Source organism: Holdemanella sp. MSK.7.32 (assembly GCF_024460475.1).
In the GTDB taxonomy this organism is placed as follows: domain Bacteria; phylum Bacillota_I; class Bacilli_A; order Erysipelotrichales; family Erysipelotrichaceae; genus Holdemanella.
Genome location: NZ_JANFYN010000008.1, coordinates 48698 through 67084 on the forward strand (window position 1 = coordinate 48698; position 18387 = coordinate 67084).

The window sequence follows — 18387 nt, forward strand, 5'->3', positions numbered from 1 at the left end:
AAATTGCCTTAACTATTCCATGGCTCTTTCATCTTTATTCTGCTGATCCTGAAGCTGACCTGTCATCTCATCCATATCATCAATGAATTTACGGATATCTTTATATTCGACCTCATCATAATCTTCTTCTGAAACAGTATATTGAAATTCGCTGTTTGCGTTCATGGATTGAATATATGTTCTTTTCAATTCATCTGGTTCTACTTGCTTCATACTTCTGAATCGTTCATCTGTAGCTGTTTCCTTGATTCGGTTCACAACCAAATCCGATTTTGGTGAGTTTTCAAGAATATAGGTGATGTTCTTTACATCTTTCATGAATTCATATTTATCATTGTTTTCCTGATAATATTTAACCATATTATATAAAGTGGTAATGTCTTTTGAAGCAATTACACTTGCTTCTGTATCAATGCTTAAATAAGCCAACGCATTCATTGGTGAGTCGAAGATTATAATATCGCTTGCATGGTCTTGAATTTGTTTCCATCCAACTGATGTAAAAGAACCCGCAGCTTCGTGTTTGTACGGTGTATCTTTGATACCATATTCCAATGCAAAAGCTGGATTATTTTTTTCATCGTATCCAACAAATACTGCATTATGCATATTTTTGCTCATGTAAAGTGACTGATTTAAAATCAGAGTATCTATTACATTCCCTTCAAATGCCATTGTTTGTGTAAAATAATCCTTCATCTCATTAAAGTTACCACTTTCTCTATCAGGTAGACTGATTCCTGTATGCTTGTACACTGCATTTTTTGTATGAGAATATTCGTATAGAACAAGATTTCTTGGATCCCTTTCCATATAATATTGATTTACCTTTTCTCTGGCTTCCATAAAACTACAGTTTTCATAAAACTGCACAAAGTCATAGCAGTTCATCCCGTTTGTTGTTTTCGCATTATAGAAAACTAAGTTTTTCTGCAAATCAAAAATCAATGAAGGATGTTCATAACATACAAGGTATCTTGCATTATTTTTCTTTGAATATAATGTCAAACCATAAACATTGTCTGCAATTTCTGCCACAGACAATTGTCTGATATTTACAGCTAAATCTCTTAATTCGTTTTTTTCGTCCTTTGTATAAAATTTAACACTCATGATAGAGCCTCCTTATGTTGTTTTTTCTAATTCAATAAAAGAATTGTTTTGCAAATTATGCACACATCATATTTCGTAATAATAGTCAGCCAGTCTTTCTTCGGCTAGTTCTTCTTCATCTTTCGTAAAGCAATCTAGATCGACATCATCATAAATCTTGTTTATCACATCATCCCAAATACGATAGGATTCAATTTCATCCGCATTTTTAAGCTGTTCATTAATTTCCTGATGTTGTATTGAGTAGTGGAAAGCCTGTTTACTCAAAATTTCTGTTTTACTGTATTCCGCCATTATCAATTCATCAACATGATTGATCTGGTCCTGATCAAAATATACGTCCCTTATCTTTTCATTCTGTATATAGCCATAAAAATGACGGGATGGTACATTTTTGTTTATAAAATTGTATAACCCATCCTGTAATGGAATTTCTACATTTGCCATGTTACGTGTTATCGTATGCTCATAGCTTAACAGTCTTACATCCTGCACATCATCCGCTTGGATATTTCTGTAATCACCATTGCGTATCATGGACAGATAATCTTCGTATCTGTCCAAAGGTAATTTTGAAAATGTTTTATATAATTCCATAATTCTGCTTAGTGTTCAAACTGTCCTAATTCATTCAAGGTCAGCTGATCTTCCTTCTCATCCTGCGGAGATGGAGCATGGACTGTTCTCGCATATTCATTTTCAAGCTGAACACGTGTAGCTACATCATCAATCACCTGGTTTAAAATTGCAGGTGTAATAGGTTTAACGTAACCATAGTAGCGATACGTAAGTTCAAGTGAATTTTTTGTTCTTAATTCACATTGATTAAGGATATACTGAGATGCCTGCTTTCCATTGATACCAAAGCGTTGTAGATTTTTCACTTGATCGGGTGTTAAAAAAACACCCTTGTACATTTCAAATGCATCAGGGTGTTTTCCAATTTCTTCAATAACTTTTTTTGTTCGTTCATTCAGTGATAAATTGTTTTGGTTCTTCTTCAGGTACATCAGTCTTTCATACATCATGTCATAATCATCATAGGTCATCATACCGATACCTCCTTCCAAATAAAAAAAGATAAGCAGGGCAACAGGGAAGGTTGCAGATTAACCTACTTATCTTTTGTATAAAAATTGTGGATGATAATGTGTGTAATCCTTACAATTCCTCTACATTAGCATTATAACACATCAGAGAAACAAAAATGCTAGAAATTTGTGCGAACAATATTCACTTAATGCTCATAAAAAATGAGCAAAAATATGTAAACAACCTTTATATATCAAAAAAAGCATCCAAGACTCCGTTGATTTAAGACGGAGAGGGATGCTTTTTTGAATATCTACATAAGCCGTATACTTATGTCAATTCCAAAACATTATATCAACCAGATTATCATTTTTTTATATTCAGATAATCATGAGGTGTAATACTTAAAATTTTCGATTTTTCAAAGTCTTTTGTATTCCTTGTTAAAATATATTTAGCTTTTTGCCTTTCCGCAATTGCAGAAACAACAGCATCTTCAAAATCTGAAATGTCACTGGAAAGAGCTTTTTCAATATCTGCTCCCCTTGTATCTGATATCTTTATTAAATCTAAAAGATTTCTTATACATTCTTTTGCCTGTTCACTTCCAATATATTTTCTTGCAATATAGAATATGTCTGTGATTGCCGAAGCTGATACAATAATAGTATGATTATCAATACACTTATTTAGTGCATTATATGAATCTTCGAAAAACGGCTCTCTTTTACATAGAATATCTATAATCACATTTGTATCAACTAATATCTTCATTGCTTAGAAATCCTTTCGTTTTTTATATTTTCAATCTCTTTGTCAGTTAATGAAGGCAATATACCAACTAAATTATTTAATGATCTTTTCTTTGCCTGCTTTGGTGAAATAATACGTGCAATCTCTATTCCTTTATTTGTAATAATAATTTCTTCTTTGTTTGCCATAGTTAAATAATCACTAAGATGTGTTCTTAATTCTGTAGTATTGACTTTCATAGCAATCCCCTCCTGTACATTAATTATAATATAAATGTACATATGAAGCAACAATAATGTACATTCGTTCAATTAGTTTTTTTAAGGCAATTTGCCTTAATTTTGTAATTATCATTATTATTGGACCTCTTTATGTTATATTTTTTATTGGTATACAGGTATAATTTCATTATTTTATATATACTTTAAACAACTATCACAAATATTTAAAAGTAAGTATTCTAAAAAGTAAATATAGTAGTAATATCACAACTATATTAGCGACAATCTCAATAATTAATAGAACAAAATCTACTCCGTCTTTTTTTTCACCCTTCATCTCATCACCTTTCAACGTGGCAGTACTGCCATTTTTGTTTTACAAATTCAAAAGTGTATTATTTCTTTTTAACAAAGTAAAATGCTGTAATTAATTCCTGCATTGAAAGCAAAAACATAATACAAACGAAAATTTAAAAAGCGGAAAGAAGATAGAAACAAAATCATTTGCAGCCATGAAAGCAAACATTAACTGGATTCCTAAAGCCAATATAATTACTGAAACAACCACTTTAAAAATTATAGGCATATTTAAATCATCAACCGCAACATTTGCAACACTAAAACCACCTAAAAGAATAAACATTAAAAAGCCTGTAATACTCAATGAAAAAGATACTATATCTGTATTTGGAATATTCACACTTAATATTCTTCCTAGAGAATAAGCACCCATTTTCGAACACATTGAATTAATGTATTGGATACATTTAAATCTTCATTAAGTTCATCAGATTTTTTAGAAATTCTACGAACTATTGTGATATAGAATCCACAATACAATAAGAGAATCAATATTTCACAGATGACCATGACCATATAATTCTTTTTCAGTGTTAAAACACTCGCAAAAGCATCCTCTTCATTTACCATAACTATTAAAAAGGGATGATTCTGAATTAAACAGAAATCAACCCTTTCAATTAATTTAAGAAAATTTTTTATCTATAAAGATATATATAAAGACAAATAAGATTGCTAATACACTTCTAATTATGATAGGAATATTTAAACTTGAGAAATATTGAATTGATAAGAATAGAAATATTATATATTTTAATATATTCCAAATCTTAATCTTTTTATTGGAATCCACAATTATTTACTCCGAAAGCATAATTATAATCAAACCAAATTCCATCTGTAACATTATTTGCAGCAATTCCTAATGCTGCTGTTGCTGCTCCAATCGCTCCTGCAGCCCAACCTGAAGTTGCTAAAAACGCTAATGCTCCACCTAAGCCACCAACACCAACAGTTAGAGCAATTCTTAAATTACCTGCATCAATATAAACTCTTACAAAATTCCAATGAAATTCAATGTCATTTTTACCCCATGCCCTTGTCTGAACTCCACTTAAAATAGCCGTCTTAGTATTTGGATTAATTGTTAAATCATTTTCTCTAATAGCATTATTTGATTCCGTTAACATTTTTTTAACATTAACTAAATCATCATTCTCTAGATATACATTATCCGGAAGATTCAAGACATATTCATTATTTACAACTTCAATATAGCGATCCAACTCTTCATAATTCTGCGACTCAATTACTACTTTTTCCTTTGCACTTATCGGCATAATCGCTATAGAAAACACTGTCATAATTGATACTAATAAAGATAACAATTTTTTCATACTTTTGTCCTTTCATGAAATCTTTTTTAATTTTTCGCAAATATAAACTCTTTCTAAGCTAATGGTAATTATATAAATTACCTGACTAGCTTTTTTTTGATAACGTTATCTTCATCTTTGTTTTATAACATTTGTGTAATTTTGCAAGTCTTAATTTTATATCTTTTCTTGTTGATTTTCAAAAGCTTTGATATAATTTCTTTGAATGCAGAATAGTTTACTATGAGTTATACCCAATTAACAAAAAGAGAAAGTCAAGTCATGGATATTTTGTGGAAACATGATAAAAAAAGCCCATCAAATCATATAAAATGATTTGTATGGGCGCTTTTCATTTGCTAAGTCTTGTTTACATCTCTATTTAATTCTATACTTCAATTATAGACACTACTTATCATTCAAACATTCCAATTGAAACTCTATCATTATTAGATTGTGGTGTTCGAAACTTTGATTTCAATCATCCTATTAAAAGCATCTTCTTCGATAATATTGAATACATTCGAAAATTAGATGCTTCTGGTAAAGTTCGTCCTTGTATTTTAGACAATGTAGAACGTTCTCTTCTTTGCCACACATGTTATCTTGGTTTTGATCAGTTTGAATGTACGGATTGTGACAACTGGAATATTATCCCACATTCTTGTCATTCAAGATTCTGTAATGCCTGTGGTGTTAAATATGCCAAACAGCTTGCAGCCAAAGCCACTTCTTTTTGTCTTGACTGCCCTCATAAACACATTGTCTTTACTATTCCTGAAGAACTTAGAAACTGGTTCAGACAGGATCGTACTCGACTCAATCTTTTGTTTGTTGCAGCTAGAAATACAATATGTATACTAGTAAATAGATCATTATTAAAGAAACTGAAAACGAAACAATTAAGGAATACTCATTATATATTCAAAGATATTCCTATACGTAATGAATTTGGTATGATTGCCACTATACATAAACAAACGAACCTTTTAACTGTTCTCTCATTCTTTCATTTGAAAACTGTTCACTTCCCATGCTATATAAACTTCCATCCATACGATATTCTTTATAATCCAATTCAGACATATAATCATTTATTCTCTTTGTATATCCATAAATTTTAACTGTTGTATTCATGATATTTTCACCGAAATAACATTTCCTTATCTACATATATTATACCATGCTAGTATATACTAATCAAACGAAAAATGCTTTATATAAAAGAAAAATACAGACTACCTCTTTTTAGTCTGTATATCTTTGCGTATCAATTCCTTAATGTAACCCATCTTAGAATCAACCTTGTCTAGTTGTTCGATGATATCCTTATCATTATTGCAATTCAGCCTTATTAAGACTGTTTTTGTATATTTCTTATTATAATCGTTAATCAATTTAACCCGCTTTTGTTGTCTTGTTTCATCCATTCATTTGATCTCCCTGTTTGAAAACATTATACCATGTAAGTATATACTAAACAACAAAATTTAGTTAAGGCAATGTGCCTTAACATCTAGTGAACGATTATTGTTTCATCGTACTCTTCCAAAAAACCAGACAGCAATAATCTTCGATTTGAATTTAAACCATAATCCAGATCGCACGTTGATAAAGTAACCATAAGTGAATCTGTATCTATATCCTCGTTACAATAAAGTGCTTCATTTTTTAGTTTATTTAAGGTTTCCTGTCTTTCATCTCCAAAGTCTTTTACATAAAAAGTCGACTCGTTATCTGATTTTGAATAACAGAAAACATTACACTTATAGTTTTGCGCTGGTGTTAGTAAATAGAAATCTGGATGGCTGTCAAAAAATGATTTTGATGAAAAGTTCTTTAGTAAAGTAAACATTCCCCCACCCTGAACAGAATGTCCATAAATAGTATTGTTATCATCTGAGAAGTCTCTATTCGTATTGCAGTCTAGAAATGCTGAACCCATATAGTTGTATCCTTTGTAGATCGTATGATCTAAATAATAGGAGTTATTTGTCCCTTGCACTACAGGATATGATATAGCACAGTCTGGAACATATATCCAACCAACTATATCTTGATTGATAGCTTTTAATGAACCCCAGTCAGGAGCTAAAATCTGCTCTCCGTTCTCATCTTTTTTAACAACACATTCTTTTTTTAACTTGTCTGTCTGTAATTCAACTTCATTATCTTCATTGTATATCTGCCAAGCCTGATAGGCACAGAACCCACCAACGCATAAGCAAATTATCAATATGATTCCATAAATCCACTTTTTCATATTTCATTTCCCCTTTCACTCTATAAAAAAAGGCATCCAAGACTCCGTTGTTTTAAGACGGAGAGGGATGCCAGTTTGAATATATACATAAGCCGTATACTTATGTCAATTCCAGTTTAGTGTAGCATAACACGTAAGTCCTATAAGCACAAGCATACCCGCAAAAATAAAACCTGTTTTTATATTAAAATCCTTGTCACTTATACATAAGTGTGCCAACCATCCAAATGACAGTGCAACAGAACCTAAAAACAATAAATCTCTAAACAACATATCTATACATCCACTGTCTTTGATTCTTCATCAGCAGGCTTGAACTTATAACAATCATATTTCTCAGCCTTCTTTCTTTAAGGCAATTTGCCTTAACTTTGTAATTATCATTATTACTGGACCTCTTTATGTTATATTTTATGTATTGCAAGGAGGTAATATAAAATGCAATTCATTAAAACATTATTTGTAGCACTTATTCCATTGTTTATATCAATATATTTAAACCGCAAATATCAACTAGCTGATAAAGATAGAACAATTGTCGAAAAACAATTTGAAATCTATAATCTGCTATATCTAAATATTGCAAGAGATACATTAAATCAACCTATCAATGGTAATTTAGCAAAAACTAATATAATAAAGTTGATTAAAGAAATTCAAAAATCCACAACATTATGTAATTATTTAGGTCCAAAATTGTATGAATATTTATTATTCTGTAATTCAAATGGAATATCCAACAGCACACTTGGCAACATTCAACTTCAAATTGAGTCGGATTTAGAACAAATAAAATACAAACTTGGATATCCATGTAAATTGAAATACAAGAATAGATTAATAATAAGCCTTACAATACTATTTTCTTTGATATATATCGTTATCAATATTGTTAAAGAAATTAATGAAAACAATATATTATATCCACAAACCACGAAGCTACTTATATCATATGCTTGCTTCATATTATTCATAGTTTCATGCTATATATTTTGGATACTATTAAATAATTGGATCTTTATAAAAAAATACGTTGAATGGGTTAAAACATATGCAAAAAACAAAACAGAAAAATAAACATTGCTATTAAAAAAGAGATAAAACCAACAATTAATAATATAGTTTTAAAATTCATAAATCTGTCGTCAAAAAAGATATGTAAAAACCCAAACAGTGCTATACATCCCATTGCACTATACAAAAAGTAAATTACAGGCAACATTTTCTATTACACCTCAGAAACTACTTTCTCATCAGCAGGTTTGAATTTATACTGCTGTATCTTCTCACCATTTTCATAATAAATGGTGTTTTTTCTTTTTGTATTTTTATATTTCAATTTTTTCACATTCACTTTTGAATCATCGGCACTGGTATTTGTTATATTCAATCCACTGTCCATAGAATATAAACTTAAATCTGATAGCAACGAACTTTCCAACACAGAACCATTCGGTACTGCAAATACTACATCAGGATACATAGCTTTAAATGCCTGCAAGGTAGTTCGGTAAATATGAATATATCCATTATCACCATTGCTCAGCGTATAATTCCCTTCGCTGATCCACAGATTTGTTCCGTCAAAGGCTTCAACGAAACCAACATGACCATATTGAGGATAAAGCGTGTTTACCTGAGCCGAGAACACAGCACCTCCGCTTGGTGTACTGCTCAAACTAAATTTATCGCCATGAGCAGCAACTATCTCTCTGGCATTATCTTTTCCGTTTCCAAATGTACCACTTGAAAAACCGTACACCTGATAAAATCTAGACCATGCATAATACGTACACTGTGGCATTGCAAATGGATTGCCCACCAAAATAAATTTACTCCAATCCTTTGTCAGCAACGATTCATATTTCAGTGCGTTTTTAACCGAACTGATATAACCAGTTGCCACAGTTTGATTAGTTGAAATGTCAACCTTTTCATTTCCTTCATTCTTATCAGGAATAATTGTGATCGTTCCTGTTGATGTTTCAGGTTTGTCAGGCTTTTCTGTGCTTTCCGTTTGATCGGTGTTGTCAGGATTTGATGTATCTGGTTTATCAGTTGTACCGCCATCCTCTTTAGGTGGCTGTGGCTCAGGTGTTGGAGCTGGAGTCACTGGTTCTGTTGGTTCAGATGGTTTTGGATCAGGAGTTACTTCCGTATCATTACCATCTGTAGTAGGTGGAGTTTCAACCTGCATATTACATACATGGCTTGCATCCACAATCGTTCCATCTTCGTTATATTCGACATTACCGATGTAATACGTGTTGTGATCTGTATTAATTCTGTTTTCATCCGCTTTGACAGTGGATGTCATTCCAGAAAGAATCAATGTACCTGTAAGTATACAGGCAGATAATTTATTTAAAGTGCGCATTTTTCGACCTTCTTTCTTTAAGGCAATTTGCCTTAATTAATGTGGTAAAATATATGGTAACGGAGGTGCCATATATTTATGCTTTATGATTATAATCAAACAAAAAACAATTTTTTTGATTCATTATATACAACAAACAACCATACAATTCAAATTATTTTAAATTGTATGGAGAATACATTAATTAACAAAAATAATAATAAAATCTATAAAATTATGATTTCACGTTATTTTCAAATGTGGCGATCAATATTTTACAAATATAATTCCAATGATATTTCTAATGAAATAGATAAATGGCTTAAAGATTTAACCGATCCTAGAATAAAATATGAAACATTTTCTTATCCTATAATTTTTGGGAACATTCAAATTTATTCTTGCTTTGATATTGAATACATAAAAAAATCACATCAAAAATTTCATAAAGTAGAAATATGTCAATTACTACAATCTCTTGATGAAAACGAAATTCCTGACAATATTGATGAATATGACTCAACTTGTCTAAATGGTTTTCCTTTAGCAGTCGTAGAATCAGTTCAAAAACCAAAACCATATAAAATCATAGATGGTAATCACCGCTTCTATTTCATAAATAAACAAGATATTAAAGACTATCCAGTCAATGTTATTCATCTTTCTTCTCTTACAGAAGAAATGTTTATCAACAAATTCAACTTTTGCATTTACTTGTTTTATAATTTAATAAACTACTTTAATGATTGTAATAATTTATTATCCATGATTTTTGAATTTAAAAAATGTAAAAAGATTCTTATATCATTCAATCTTTTATAACTTTGTAGATTTTTCTTGCTTTTCCTTTTCCAGATATTCCAATACATTCAATCGGAACTGAATGGATATTTTTTAAAAGTACTCCTATATTTAAATATACAGTTCCTTTAATTAACACTAAACTGCCTTGACATGAACCTGTTATTTCATTGTTTCTATTGAAATTAGGGTTGCATATATTCTTTTCAACTTTATCAATTTGATGTTTCATACAGTATTTTTTAAAATGTAATATTAACGTATTGTTTTTATCAATTGTCCAAGCTTTAATTAAATAAACAAATAGATATTTTTTTATGACTATATGAACAGTATATTCATTTTTCATCCGATCACCTTCCTACGTGGCAGCACTGCCATGTTTTTTTATTCAAACAATTTTTCATGAATATCAACCTTCTTTCTTTAAGGCAGATTGCCTTAATTTTCTAATTTACGTCCAATTAGTTCATCTAATGAGATATTAAAGTAATCTGCAATTCTTATTAAGGTGCTGATTCTTGGATCTTTCTTTTTACCATTTTCAATATCACTGATTTCGCCACTAGACATATTTATTTCTTTGCCCAATTTATCCATTGACAAATTGTTGGTTTTTCGTAATTCTTTTAATTTTGTTTTCATAATTTCCTTTCTGAAGCTCGCAATAGCGAGTATAATAGTATTTGATTAAAGGAGGTTTTTATGGCACATTTTCCCTCAATAATTCCATGGATAAATGATATGCTTGATAAAGATGTTGACAGAGATCATTTTTATACAACATTTGCAACCATTCGCTTCGATGTCTTAGTTTGTCTCGATACAGAACCTTATGAAATGCTTATTGGAGCACGTGGTTTAAACTGGGCTTGTACATTGACCATTTCACAAAACTTTGAAATGCAGATGGATGATTATGATTTTTATTCATTAAAAGATAAAATCAGTCCTTATTTAAAACATAATGGCAATCAAAAATTTGGCTCTTATATCTTTTTGAAATATTTATGCGAACATTCTCCTAATAAATATCGTAAAAAAATAATTAATCCATCTATAGTGCGTTTATGTGCTCCACACAAAGCTACAAATATTAATGAACCTGATCGTACAGTTTTTTATCGTTGGATGCCCCAATCTGATACTGGTAGAACAGCAAGAAACTATGAGAAAACTGAGTTTTACTTTGGTAAAAACGTTGCGGATTATTGCAGAGAACACAATATTTCATCTCAATGGATTACGGAAGAACAAGCGAAAAATATGAATATCAAAATCAATCTAAAAAATCCTTGGGACTAATGCCTAATTTTCTTCCACAGAATGGGCAATATAAAATATCAATTTTTATATATATCGAAGATTCAACATCATCTGGATTCATTAGTTTATTTAATCTTTTGGGTGATTCAACAATCATTGAAGCGGGATGCTCTATAAAATAATCTTCATAATCTTTATTTTGCTCAAAATCGCTTTTGAGCAACTCATTTATTTGACATTCAAACATTGGCGGAGGATCTATAAGTCCGTTATCAGAACCATCTATATTAGAAATGACGTTCGATTTTTTTATTACTTGTTTTTCACAATACTTACACATATAGGTATTCCTTTCTAAGTGGCAGCACTGCCATTTTTTCTTTTTTTTAAGGCAGATTGCCTTAATTTATGTTGATCTGATTTACCGAAAATTCTATGCTGTCCTGACATAGTTTTCCCAATCATCATTTTTTTAGAAAGTTTGTATTTTTTTAACTCAATTGAATTTACATACAAATTAACACTACTCTTTTCTTGTCGAATGAATCCATTTGTAAAGATTAGATTATTTCCTATAATCAATTGATTTCCCTGCTCTAGATCACGGATAGTTTTTTTTCGCAATATACGCTTAAAATAAATAATTGAAATATCGTTTAAGAAATATTGATTAATTATGCGTGCTTCTATAAAGTAACCAATTAATCTTTTCTTAATAGAAACAATTAGTTGAACATTATCTTTGGGACTCATCAACAACACTCCTTCCTACGTGGCAGTACTGCCATTTCTTTATCTATGAACTATCTCACTCACAGTTTTCTAATATTTCATATTCAAACCATTCTAATTTTTTACAACATTTCGTTAGCACTTATCATAGCCAACCTGGCTCCTTACACTGTTCACATATTCTAAATCGGACAAAAACTCTTTCATCAAAACGATTCGATTGGCCTTTCTTTCTACAATTCTGTGTAAACTACATATCCTACTATTATCAACTTCGGATAAGCAATCCGATTCTTTTAAAACATTCTCCAATGCACCTTTATACTTTTTTAAATTTTTTGTTTCATCTTCAATTTCTAAAGTGTATCTTTCGATTAGAGATTGAAGTCTTTCTTCAATCATTTGTAACTCCAACATTTCCTGACGTACTTCTTCATCTTTCTTTTCCATAATCATCACCTGATCTTTTTTTAAGGCAAACTGCCTTAGCCTAAATCGGCAACCTGTTCCTCAAAGATTTTAAGTGCAACATCATAAGAATCTCCAAAACCATAGGAATGAATTTCGCCATTTGCATTTATGTATACTACATAATCAAACAATGTATCATCAGGATACATTCTAGATACAAGACTTACACAGCCTTGCCTTTTTAATTCCACTTCTTTAAACCTTGCCATAATCAATCTCCCTTATTTCCATTTTCATCATCTGACTCATCTGTTTTTAACATCTGATGTACGTGCATACCATATCTAGTCATTTTTCCACCAAGAAATGATATCCATTTGTAGAGTGCAGCCATGCATAGAGCAAGGACTAAAAGTAGTCCTGCTCCTGCCATGACAACCATTATAAAATCTTGATTTATTCTCATTTCATTTCCCCATTGTCATCAAATCCAAGGATATTTAAAATGCTGTAAAAATCATCCGTCTTTTTAGATTTATCTGAAAACTGGAAGCACAACCATCCTTTTTCGATTTTCACAGAGCGACCCATTGTTTCTTTCAGATTTTTGACAATTCGCTTGCGATCTTCCTTATCTGCACTCGATTCGGTATCTTCTATAACTGGCTCAGTCATATTGGCATCAATGACCAGCTGTTCAATTTCATCCTTCTCAATTTCGTCGGGATCTTTACGTACACGTTCATACCCTTCAATCTCATGGATAAATTTCTCAACCTTTTTTTCACCGATTCGATTTCCCAATCGCTGAGCAATCCATTTACGTTTCTGTATACCTTTAGGCTTTTCGCCTGCTTCAGCTTTTCCGTTCCAAACTTTCAAATACAGTTCAACTTTCCGTTTGTAATCTTCGTCCTGCAAAGGTCTTACTTCATTCAGTAACAGAATCATTTCCAATTCCTTTGTTTCATTTTCTGGATCTGGTAAAACAATTACTGGCACCATTTTCTGAGCATCTGGATACAATTCTGCATTTCTTAACAATGCATCAAGGCGGAAGTGCCCGCCAAGAAGCATATATTTCTTGTCACTGCCATGACGATGTGATTTATTGCGATAGACATGTAGTGGTGTATACACCATACCTTGTTCGTGAATTTTCTCAGCATTTTCGATTTTATCTTCTTCTGAATCATTTGCATCATTCAATGGGTTGAAATCAATCTCGTAGATCGAAACATTTTTTGTTGGTAATTCCTTTGTACGATCTACAAAACTGTCCACTGTGTTATATCCATTGTCGTTGAATCCAATCATTAAATCTTCAAAACTTGCCATAATTTTCTACCCCCTTAATTAGTCCTTATTCTCCAGTAATGCGATAATTTCTTCACCTAGTGATTTATAGGCATTACCTACGTTTGTATTTGTCAACACAACCTGTCTGTTCATCATACTTGCATCCTGTGTTGGCTTTTTCTGATACGGAATAATTGTTTGAAATATCATGTCATCCATGTGTTTTCTAAACCATGGAATTAAGTTTTTTTCTGTCTTTCCACGAGGTGAAACCATCGTGAATAGAACTTTTAAATCAACATTCTTCTTGTTTCTCTTTGCAATCGTAATTGTATTTTTAAGAGAAACAATCATTCCCTTAATAGATTTTCTATCAAGTTTCACTGGAATGATGTTTAAGTCACTGGCTAGTAAGGTGTTTGTACTTACTAAAGTCTGAGCTGGTGAATTATCAATCAGAATGTAGTCATATCTGTCCTGCACATTTTCAAATGCACATACTAGGCGATCTACCGCAGAACGAGTTCTATCATCTGATAAATTCTTGTCCGCTTGGCACAATCGAATCGAAGCCGGCAATAAACTTACGTTCATGTGTTCCGTAGGTACGATTACATCTTCAATCATGTCTGGATCGTCTAAAACCTCACATAGATCACTGGCAACATTTTCAATCAAGCATTCATCCAAAACATTGATAAAGTTTGTTCCACTTTCGATTTTTTCATCCATTGTCTGTAATTCCTTGATTGTCAAAGGCTGTCCTTTTGCACCAATACAGTCAGTCGCACTGGCTTGCATATCGGCATCCACAATCAATACTTTTTTGCCCTGCATACCAAAGTAAGTTGCCAATTCAATGGCTGTCGTAGATTTTCCAACACCTCCTGATACATTTGAAATGTTAATAATTTTTGCAGTTTTGTTCATTTTAATTTCCCCCTGTTTTTCTAATCTGCATATGCAATTAGGCTTTCCATTGATAAACCATAGCCTAATAAAGCACGTTTATAATCTTCGTAAGGTTTTCCAAACGAATAAGCACATCCTGACTGTAGATTTCTTCGTTTTAAGCAAAGTAAATGTACGCAGTACAGTATCTGCTTTGATAAAACATCCATTCTCGACAAAATTTCGAGATCATGTTTTAAAACATCGTCATATGGTGTTGAACAATTGATTGTCAACAAGTCCATAAAATCTGTATCCTCGTCGATCTCATATAGAGGAACTTTTTTGATTTGGTAATACCCTGCTTTGATATACTTCGTAAGAGTATCCAAATGCTTTTTTGTTAATGCTTTGGTTTGTTCGTAGTTAATCTTCAACATACCTATCATCCTTTCATTTCACACATTTAATCTAATCCACAAGTAAGCCAAGTCCCATTGCAAAATTCTTAAGTGCCTGGACATATAATCGTTGCATATATCGTTCTGTCAGTTTTCCATCTGATGTCAGGCTTTTATACGAAAAGCCTAATATACCATGTCCAATCAGAACTCTAGCTTCGTTTGGTAACATTTTGTTTATCACACGAAATGCCTGTTGTAGTGCAATAATCACTTCTTCGTTTTTAGAAATTCGATGAATCATTTTGTGCTGATAATCCTCTCTTGAATCCGAACTTACGGAAACAATCGAACTAGATACTTGAATGGAATCAGTTAAAAAATCATCCTGATTTCTCAAATCTAGTTGCAAACCTGAGAATTTCCAGAGTGGTGAAATATTGTTTTTGTTCATGAAAAACTCACGATTGTCAAATGTTATCCCTTCACTAGTCGTAACTTTGATGATATATTCTCCACCTCGGAATTTCCCTCTCAGATCGAATTCAATAAAATCTTTGATTTCAGTCCATACACCCCTTCCTTTGCACACATTCCTCATCTCCTTCTACTTTCTAAATTTGCTATACTTTGGCTTTTAATTTTTCTACTAATTGCTGATCCTGCATGAGCATTGTTAGCTCGGCCAACTCCCCATTGTTCAGGTCGGCTAATGAGCGACTGTCATCTGGCTTTTTGTACATTTCCCAAAATGCGGATCGTGATAATGCAGCTTCGCTGTTAGACGAGCCAGTTCCAAATAAATTTATAAAATCATCCTGTGAAAAGCTTTGATTGAAAATATCATCTAACTCATCAGAATCATTGTGATTCATTTCATCTTTTTTTCCTTGTTGTTGTAGTATTTCTGAAACAGATGATGACACTACATCATTTGCAACATTTACTTTTTCTTCTTCCTGTTTTTCTTCGGCCATTTCTTCTTCCTCTGATTTGTTCTTGTTTAGTTTTGCTCCCTCATAATTTAGTTGAACATTCATCAATGTAACTAAAAGATACTGTTTCATATTTCTGATTTCTTTCTTTGGATTTTTTTTCAAACACTCCAGTAAATATTCGATGTGATTGAAATCCAATGTTTCAAAACATTCATGCACTTCGTCTGAACTATATTTGAAATTCTTAGATGTGATTGATGCGTCCTCAGACAACAGCTTTTCAGCAATGACTCTGCTAATCAATCTTAATAGCTGTTCATCATCTGGATGTTCTTTAAGTAGAAACTCAAACCCAATCTGACTTTGAATTTTACCAATCACAGAACTTGCACTGCGGTTTTCTTTTTCTTTAGATAGATTTTCTTTTTTATATCTTTCTATCTTTCTTTCTATCTTAGTTTGTGGTGGATTTTCCGTATGCGGTTTTTCCGCCTGCGGTTTATTTAAAGGGTTTTGACCGTGTGTGGATTTTCCGCCTACGGTTGCGGTTTTTACCGTGTGCGGTTTTTCCGCCTGCGGTGTTTTTTCGCCATGTGCGGATTTTCCGCCTACGGTGTTTTCGACCGTAATTGGGTTTTCCGACTCCGGCATATCATCTACTTTTAGAAAGAATGGATTATCTTCCGGAGATTCAAAAATATACCATTTTGTTGTTCCAAAACTTCCATTTTCATTTCTTCCCTGCATGATATGTAAGTAGCCATTATCTTTCAATTCCTTGACTGTAGATTTCACCAAATCACGCCCACCTTTTATTTGAGTGGCTAATCCATTCACTGAAATTTTCCAATTCTCATTACGTGATTTTAAAAGGAATATTTTTCCTAAAATTCCCCATGCTTTAGGTGACAGATTTAGATCATCATAATACCGAATAGGAAGTGTCCCGTATCTATTCACCGCTGAAACCACTTCAATCTCAGCTCCATCAAATTTAAAATAATCCATATGCCATTCTCCTTTTCCTCCAATTACCTTTTCATCGCCATTTTTCCAAAAAATAAAACCGACAAGATCTAGAAACTCGTTCTATTTCCTGTCGGTTATGTATAGTATTTTATTTTTTAAAATTGAAATTTTTTTGAAATTAGTTCGATCGTACAAATATATATGGTGCCAGTTTGAAACTCAAAGTTCTGAATTTACTTTATATAAAGGAATTCAGAACTTTTTTATTTATAAGAAACTATTTTTTGGCAAACAATTTGGCAAACTTTTTTATAATCATGGAGAATCAAAACTATATAGTTTATTAAATATTCCCCTTTATTCTCTAAACACATCAATCATATCCACAAACCATTGTAAATTCTCTGAATTAAAACCATGTCCATCATGAACTGCGATATAGAGTCTTCCATCCTCATTCAAGTTTATTGAAAATTTACGATTTGATAAAGCCATAATTCTTTCTAATCGATTTGAATTTAATATTTCAAGAACTAATTTCTCATCTCCACAACGCAAATTAAACTTCTTATCAAATGTCTCATTTCCAATTTTACTACTTTGTTTATCCATTAAACTACGAGGATATATAGTTAGCCATGTATTAAAACTTTGGTCAAGATCACACAACATCCATTCTCCCGTATAAACTGTATTTCCATTCTTTTCCCATAACCCAGTCTCATCACGCAAGACCTCGGTCACATCTGTAAGTTTTAAGGTACAAAACTCTACGTCTAGGCCTTTATATCTAGCTTGTACATATCCACTACCTCTACAATAATCATGTTTAGGCAAAGGAATATTTGTATCACTAACATTAAGCATATGAGTATTTGGATTAAATTGCACATCCTCAAAGAATTCTTTTATAATCACATCCATACTAGATGTAGTACTTTCCTCTTTATCCTTGATCATCTGTCCTAAGCCAAGAATCACACATCCAACAATGACCAAAACAAGATTACCACCAAACACAATACCCACTATCGCAATCAACAATCCTAGTATTGACAACAATCTTTTACCCATACCATTCACTCCCATATTAACAAGCCCACAAATACATCTCAAACAATTCACTAAATTTCCCAGAATATAGACAAAGAAGGCCAATGATCACTGGCCTTCATTCATTAATTTCTCTTTTTCTTAAATACAGTTAATACCAACACAAATCCACTCATCAATAGTAAACTCAACCATTGATTCATATTGTCTGA

General features: G+C 31.9%; 28 protein-coding genes and 1 pseudogene. 4 read left to right on the forward strand and 25 right to left on the reverse strand.

Annotated elements, in window-relative coordinates:
- Window positions 1-12: 12 nt before the first annotated feature.
- From NE544_RS03280 to NE544_RS03315, 8 genes are all read right to left on the reverse strand, one after another.
- Window positions 13-1113, reverse strand: a complete 1101-nt coding sequence (locus NE544_RS03280) for a hypothetical protein (protein WP_256268318.1) — start codon at window positions 1111-1113, stop codon at window positions 13-15.
- A gap of 66 nt (window positions 1114-1179) precedes the next feature.
- Window positions 1180-1710, reverse strand: coding sequence for a hypothetical protein (locus tag NE544_RS03285; protein WP_256268319.1), 531 nt, complete (start codon window positions 1708-1710; stop codon window positions 1180-1182).
- Window positions 1711-1718: 8 nt separating this feature from the next.
- The gene (locus NE544_RS03290) at window positions 1719-2165 is read right to left on the reverse strand and encodes a hypothetical protein (protein ID WP_117995916.1); all 447 of its coding nucleotides are present in this window, start codon (window positions 2163-2165) and stop codon (window positions 1719-1721) included.
- 346 nt (window positions 2166-2511) lie between these two features.
- On the reverse strand, window positions 2512-2919 hold the full coding sequence (locus NE544_RS03295; RefSeq protein WP_117995914.1) for a PIN domain-containing protein: 408 nt from the start codon (window positions 2917-2919) through the stop codon (window positions 2512-2514).
- Complete coding sequence (locus NE544_RS03300; protein ID WP_158553700.1) at window positions 2916-3137, reverse strand: type II toxin-antitoxin system Phd/YefM family antitoxin; 222 nt, start codon at window positions 3135-3137, stop codon at window positions 2916-2918. Before NE544_RS03300 ends, NE544_RS03295 begins: the two co-directional genes overlap by 4 nt.
- A 409-nt stretch (window positions 3138-3546) precedes the next feature.
- The gene (locus NE544_RS03305; RefSeq protein ID WP_256268320.1) at window positions 3547-3819 is read right to left on the reverse strand and encodes a hypothetical protein; all 273 of its coding nucleotides are present in this window, start codon (window positions 3817-3819) and stop codon (window positions 3547-3549) included.
- A 14-nt stretch (window positions 3820-3833) separates the two neighbouring features.
- The gene (locus tag NE544_RS03310; protein ID WP_256268321.1) at window positions 3834-4049 is read right to left on the reverse strand and encodes a hypothetical protein; all 216 of its coding nucleotides are present in this window, start codon (window positions 4047-4049) and stop codon (window positions 3834-3836) included.
- A gap of 209 nt (window positions 4050-4258) precedes the next feature.
- The gene (locus NE544_RS03315; protein WP_256268322.1) at window positions 4259-4816 is read right to left on the reverse strand and encodes a hypothetical protein; all 558 of its coding nucleotides are present in this window, start codon (window positions 4814-4816) and stop codon (window positions 4259-4261) included.
- Between the two features lie 500 nt (window positions 4817-5316).
- Between NE544_RS03315 and NE544_RS12275 the strand changes: the two are divergent.
- Window positions 5317-5559 (forward strand): annotated as a pseudogene (locus NE544_RS12275) (transposase zinc-binding domain-containing protein); the annotation flags it as partial.
- A 202-nt stretch (window positions 5560-5761) separates the two neighbouring features.
- Here the strand turns inward: NE544_RS12275 and NE544_RS03320 are convergent.
- The 3 genes from NE544_RS03320 to srtB form a co-directional block, all read right to left on the reverse strand.
- Window positions 5762-5932, reverse strand: a complete 171-nt coding sequence (locus NE544_RS03320; protein WP_256268323.1) for a hypothetical protein — start codon at window positions 5930-5932, stop codon at window positions 5762-5764.
- A gap of 101 nt (window positions 5933-6033) precedes the next feature.
- The gene (locus NE544_RS03325; RefSeq protein WP_256268324.1) at window positions 6034-6225 is read right to left on the reverse strand and encodes a hypothetical protein; all 192 of its coding nucleotides are present in this window, start codon (window positions 6223-6225) and stop codon (window positions 6034-6036) included.
- Window positions 6226-6311: 86 nt separating this feature from the next.
- Window positions 6312-7058 carry a class B sortase gene (gene srtB, locus NE544_RS03330; RefSeq protein ID WP_256268325.1) on the reverse strand — a complete coding sequence of 249 codons (747 nt, stop codon included), beginning with the start codon at window positions 7056-7058 and terminating at the stop codon, window positions 6312-6314.
- 438 nt (window positions 7059-7496) lie between these two features.
- Between srtB and NE544_RS03335 the strand changes: the two genes are divergently transcribed.
- Window positions 7497-8135, forward strand: coding sequence for a hypothetical protein (locus tag NE544_RS03335; protein ID WP_256268326.1), 639 nt, complete (start codon window positions 7497-7499; stop codon window positions 8133-8135).
- A 151-nt stretch (window positions 8136-8286) separates the two neighbouring features.
- Here NE544_RS03335 and NE544_RS03340 read toward each other — a convergent pair whose 3' ends face one another.
- Window positions 8287-9435, reverse strand: a complete 1149-nt coding sequence (locus NE544_RS03340) for a CHAP domain-containing protein (RefSeq protein ID WP_256268327.1) — start codon at window positions 9433-9435, stop codon at window positions 8287-8289.
- Between the two features lie 78 nt (window positions 9436-9513).
- Here NE544_RS03340 and NE544_RS03345 point away from each other — a divergent pair, with 78 nt between their 5' ends.
- Window positions 9514-10236 carry a hypothetical protein gene (locus tag NE544_RS03345; RefSeq protein ID WP_256268328.1) on the forward strand — a complete coding sequence of 241 codons (723 nt, stop codon included), beginning with the start codon at window positions 9514-9516 and terminating at the stop codon, window positions 10234-10236.
- Here the strand turns inward: NE544_RS03345 and NE544_RS03350 are convergent.
- On the reverse strand, window positions 10223-10564 hold the full coding sequence (locus NE544_RS03350; RefSeq protein WP_256268329.1) for a hypothetical protein: 342 nt from the start codon (window positions 10562-10564) through the stop codon (window positions 10223-10225). The genes NE544_RS03345 and NE544_RS03350 overlap by 14 nt on opposite strands.
- 92 nt (window positions 10565-10656) lie before the next feature.
- The gene (locus NE544_RS03355; RefSeq protein WP_256268330.1) at window positions 10657-10860 is read right to left on the reverse strand and encodes a helix-turn-helix domain-containing protein; all 204 of its coding nucleotides are present in this window, start codon (window positions 10858-10860) and stop codon (window positions 10657-10659) included.
- A gap of 60 nt (window positions 10861-10920) precedes the next feature.
- Between NE544_RS03355 and NE544_RS03360 the strand changes: the two genes are divergently transcribed.
- A complete protein-coding gene (locus NE544_RS03360) occupies window positions 10921-11520 on the forward strand; it encodes a DUF6037 family protein (RefSeq protein WP_217291821.1) in 600 nt (199 codons plus the stop codon).
- Here NE544_RS03360 and NE544_RS03365 read toward each other — a convergent pair.
- The 11 genes from NE544_RS03365 to NE544_RS03415 form a co-directional block, all read right to left on the reverse strand.
- The gene (locus NE544_RS03365) at window positions 11495-11821 is read right to left on the reverse strand and encodes a hypothetical protein (protein ID WP_217291820.1); all 327 of its coding nucleotides are present in this window, start codon (window positions 11819-11821) and stop codon (window positions 11495-11497) included. The genes NE544_RS03360 and NE544_RS03365 overlap by 26 nt on opposite strands.
- Before the next feature lie 14 nt (window positions 11822-11835).
- Entirely contained in the window at window positions 11836-12234 is a 399-nt protein-coding gene (locus NE544_RS03370) for a hypothetical protein (RefSeq protein ID WP_256268331.1), read from the reverse strand.
- Between the two features lie 114 nt (window positions 12235-12348).
- Entirely contained in the window at window positions 12349-12663 is a 315-nt protein-coding gene (locus tag NE544_RS03375; RefSeq protein WP_217291818.1) for a hypothetical protein, read from the reverse strand.
- Between the two features lie 35 nt (window positions 12664-12698).
- Complete coding sequence (locus NE544_RS03380) at window positions 12699-12893, reverse strand: hypothetical protein (RefSeq protein WP_256268332.1); 195 nt, start codon at window positions 12891-12893, stop codon at window positions 12699-12701.
- Between the two features lie 2 nt (window positions 12894-12895).
- Complete coding sequence (locus tag NE544_RS03385) at window positions 12896-13090, reverse strand: hypothetical protein (RefSeq protein ID WP_256268333.1); 195 nt, start codon at window positions 13088-13090, stop codon at window positions 12896-12898.
- Complete coding sequence (locus NE544_RS03390) at window positions 13087-13962, reverse strand: ParB N-terminal domain-containing protein (protein ID WP_256268334.1); 876 nt, start codon at window positions 13960-13962, stop codon at window positions 13087-13089. Before NE544_RS03390 ends, NE544_RS03385 begins: the two co-directional genes overlap by 4 nt.
- Window positions 13963-13980: 18 nt before the next feature.
- Window positions 13981-14853: a ParA family protein gene (locus NE544_RS03395; protein WP_256268335.1), complete on the reverse strand. Its 873-nt coding sequence runs from the start codon at window positions 14851-14853 to the stop codon at window positions 13981-13983.
- Window positions 14854-14873: 20 nt separating this feature from the next.
- Complete coding sequence (locus NE544_RS03400; RefSeq protein ID WP_118114354.1) at window positions 14874-15254, reverse strand: hypothetical protein; 381 nt, start codon at window positions 15252-15254, stop codon at window positions 14874-14876.
- A 31-nt stretch (window positions 15255-15285) separates the two neighbouring features.
- On the reverse strand, window positions 15286-15807 hold the full coding sequence (locus NE544_RS03405; protein ID WP_256268336.1) for a hypothetical protein: 522 nt from the start codon (window positions 15805-15807) through the stop codon (window positions 15286-15288).
- Window positions 15808-15838: 31 nt separating this feature from the next.
- Window positions 15839-17161 carry a DUF6017 domain-containing protein gene (locus NE544_RS03410; RefSeq protein ID WP_256268337.1) on the reverse strand — a complete coding sequence of 441 codons (1323 nt, stop codon included), beginning with the start codon at window positions 17159-17161 and terminating at the stop codon, window positions 15839-15841.
- Window positions 17162-17479: 318 nt separating this feature from the next.
- Complete coding sequence (locus NE544_RS03415; protein WP_256268338.1) at window positions 17480-18196, reverse strand: DUF3137 domain-containing protein; 717 nt, start codon at window positions 18194-18196, stop codon at window positions 17480-17482.
- Between the last annotated feature and the right edge of the window lie 191 nt (window positions 18197-18387).

Coding starts and splice junctions, on each gene's coding strand:
- NE544_RS03370 (WP_256268331.1), bottom strand. CDS start 12,234: ATGAGTCCCAAAGATAATGTTCAACTAATTGTTTCTATTAAGAAAAGA.
- NE544_RS03395 (WP_256268335.1), bottom strand. CDS start 14,853: ATGAACAAAACTGCAAAAATTATTAACATTTCAAATGTATCAGGAGGT.
- NE544_RS03345 (WP_256268328.1), top strand. CDS start 9,514: ATGCTTTATGATTATAATCAAACAAAAAACAATTTTTTTGATTCATTA.
- NE544_RS03310 (WP_256268321.1), bottom strand. CDS start 4,049: ATGGTAAATGAAGAGGATGCTTTTGCGAGTGTTTTAACACTGAAAAAG.
- NE544_RS03415 (WP_256268338.1), bottom strand. CDS start 18,196: ATGGGTAAAAGATTGTTGTCAATACTAGGATTGTTGATTGCGATAGTG.
- NE544_RS03375 (WP_217291818.1), bottom strand. CDS start 12,663: ATGGAAAAGAAAGATGAAGAAGTACGTCAGGAAATGTTGGAGTTACAA.
- NE544_RS03350 (WP_256268329.1), bottom strand. CDS start 10,564: ATGAAAAATGAATATACTGTTCATATAGTCATAAAAAAATATCTATTT.
- NE544_RS03410 (WP_256268337.1), bottom strand. CDS start 17,161: ATGGATTATTTTAAATTTGATGGAGCTGAGATTGAAGTGGTTTCAGCG.
- NE544_RS03360 (WP_217291821.1), top strand. CDS start 10,921: ATGGCACATTTTCCCTCAATAATTCCATGGATAAATGATATGCTTGAT.
- NE544_RS03335 (WP_256268326.1), top strand. CDS start 7,497: ATGCAATTCATTAAAACATTATTTGTAGCACTTATTCCATTGTTTATA.
- NE544_RS03320 (WP_256268323.1), bottom strand. CDS start 5,932: ATGAATACAACAGTTAAAATTTATGGATATACAAAGAGAATAAATGAT.
- srtB (WP_256268325.1), bottom strand. CDS start 7,058: ATGAAAAAGTGGATTTATGGAATCATATTGATAATTTGCTTATGCGTT.
- NE544_RS03325 (WP_256268324.1), bottom strand. CDS start 6,225: ATGGATGAAACAAGACAACAAAAGCGGGTTAAATTGATTAACGATTAT.
- NE544_RS03315 (WP_256268322.1), bottom strand. CDS start 4,816: ATGAAAAAATTGTTATCTTTATTAGTATCAATTATGACAGTGTTTTCT.
- NE544_RS03365 (WP_217291820.1), bottom strand. CDS start 11,821: ATGTGTAAGTATTGTGAAAAACAAGTAATAAAAAAATCGAACGTCATT.
- NE544_RS03400 (WP_118114354.1), bottom strand. CDS start 15,254: ATGTTGAAGATTAACTACGAACAAACCAAAGCATTAACAAAAAAGCAT.
- NE544_RS03355 (WP_256268330.1), bottom strand. CDS start 10,860: ATGAAAACAAAATTAAAAGAATTACGAAAAACCAACAATTTGTCAATG.
- NE544_RS03300 (WP_158553700.1), bottom strand. CDS start 3,137: ATGAAAGTCAATACTACAGAATTAAGAACACATCTTAGTGATTATTTA.
- NE544_RS03280 (WP_256268318.1), bottom strand. CDS start 1,113: ATGAGTGTTAAATTTTATACAAAGGACGAAAAAAACGAATTAAGAGAT.
- NE544_RS03290 (WP_117995916.1), bottom strand. CDS start 2,165: ATGATGACCTATGATGATTATGACATGATGTATGAAAGACTGATGTAC.
- NE544_RS03340 (WP_256268327.1), bottom strand. CDS start 9,435: ATGCGCACTTTAAATAAATTATCTGCCTGTATACTTACAGGTACATTG.
- NE544_RS03285 (WP_256268319.1), bottom strand. CDS start 1,710: ATGGAATTATATAAAACATTTTCAAAATTACCTTTGGACAGATACGAA.
- NE544_RS03385 (WP_256268333.1), bottom strand. CDS start 13,090: ATGAGAATAAATCAAGATTTTATAATGGTTGTCATGGCAGGAGCAGGA.
- NE544_RS03390 (WP_256268334.1), bottom strand. CDS start 13,962: ATGGCAAGTTTTGAAGATTTAATGATTGGATTCAACGACAATGGATAT.
- NE544_RS03380 (WP_256268332.1), bottom strand. CDS start 12,893: ATGGCAAGGTTTAAAGAAGTGGAATTAAAAAGGCAAGGCTGTGTAAGT.
- NE544_RS03295 (WP_117995914.1), bottom strand. CDS start 2,919: ATGAAGATATTAGTTGATACAAATGTGATTATAGATATTCTATGTAAA.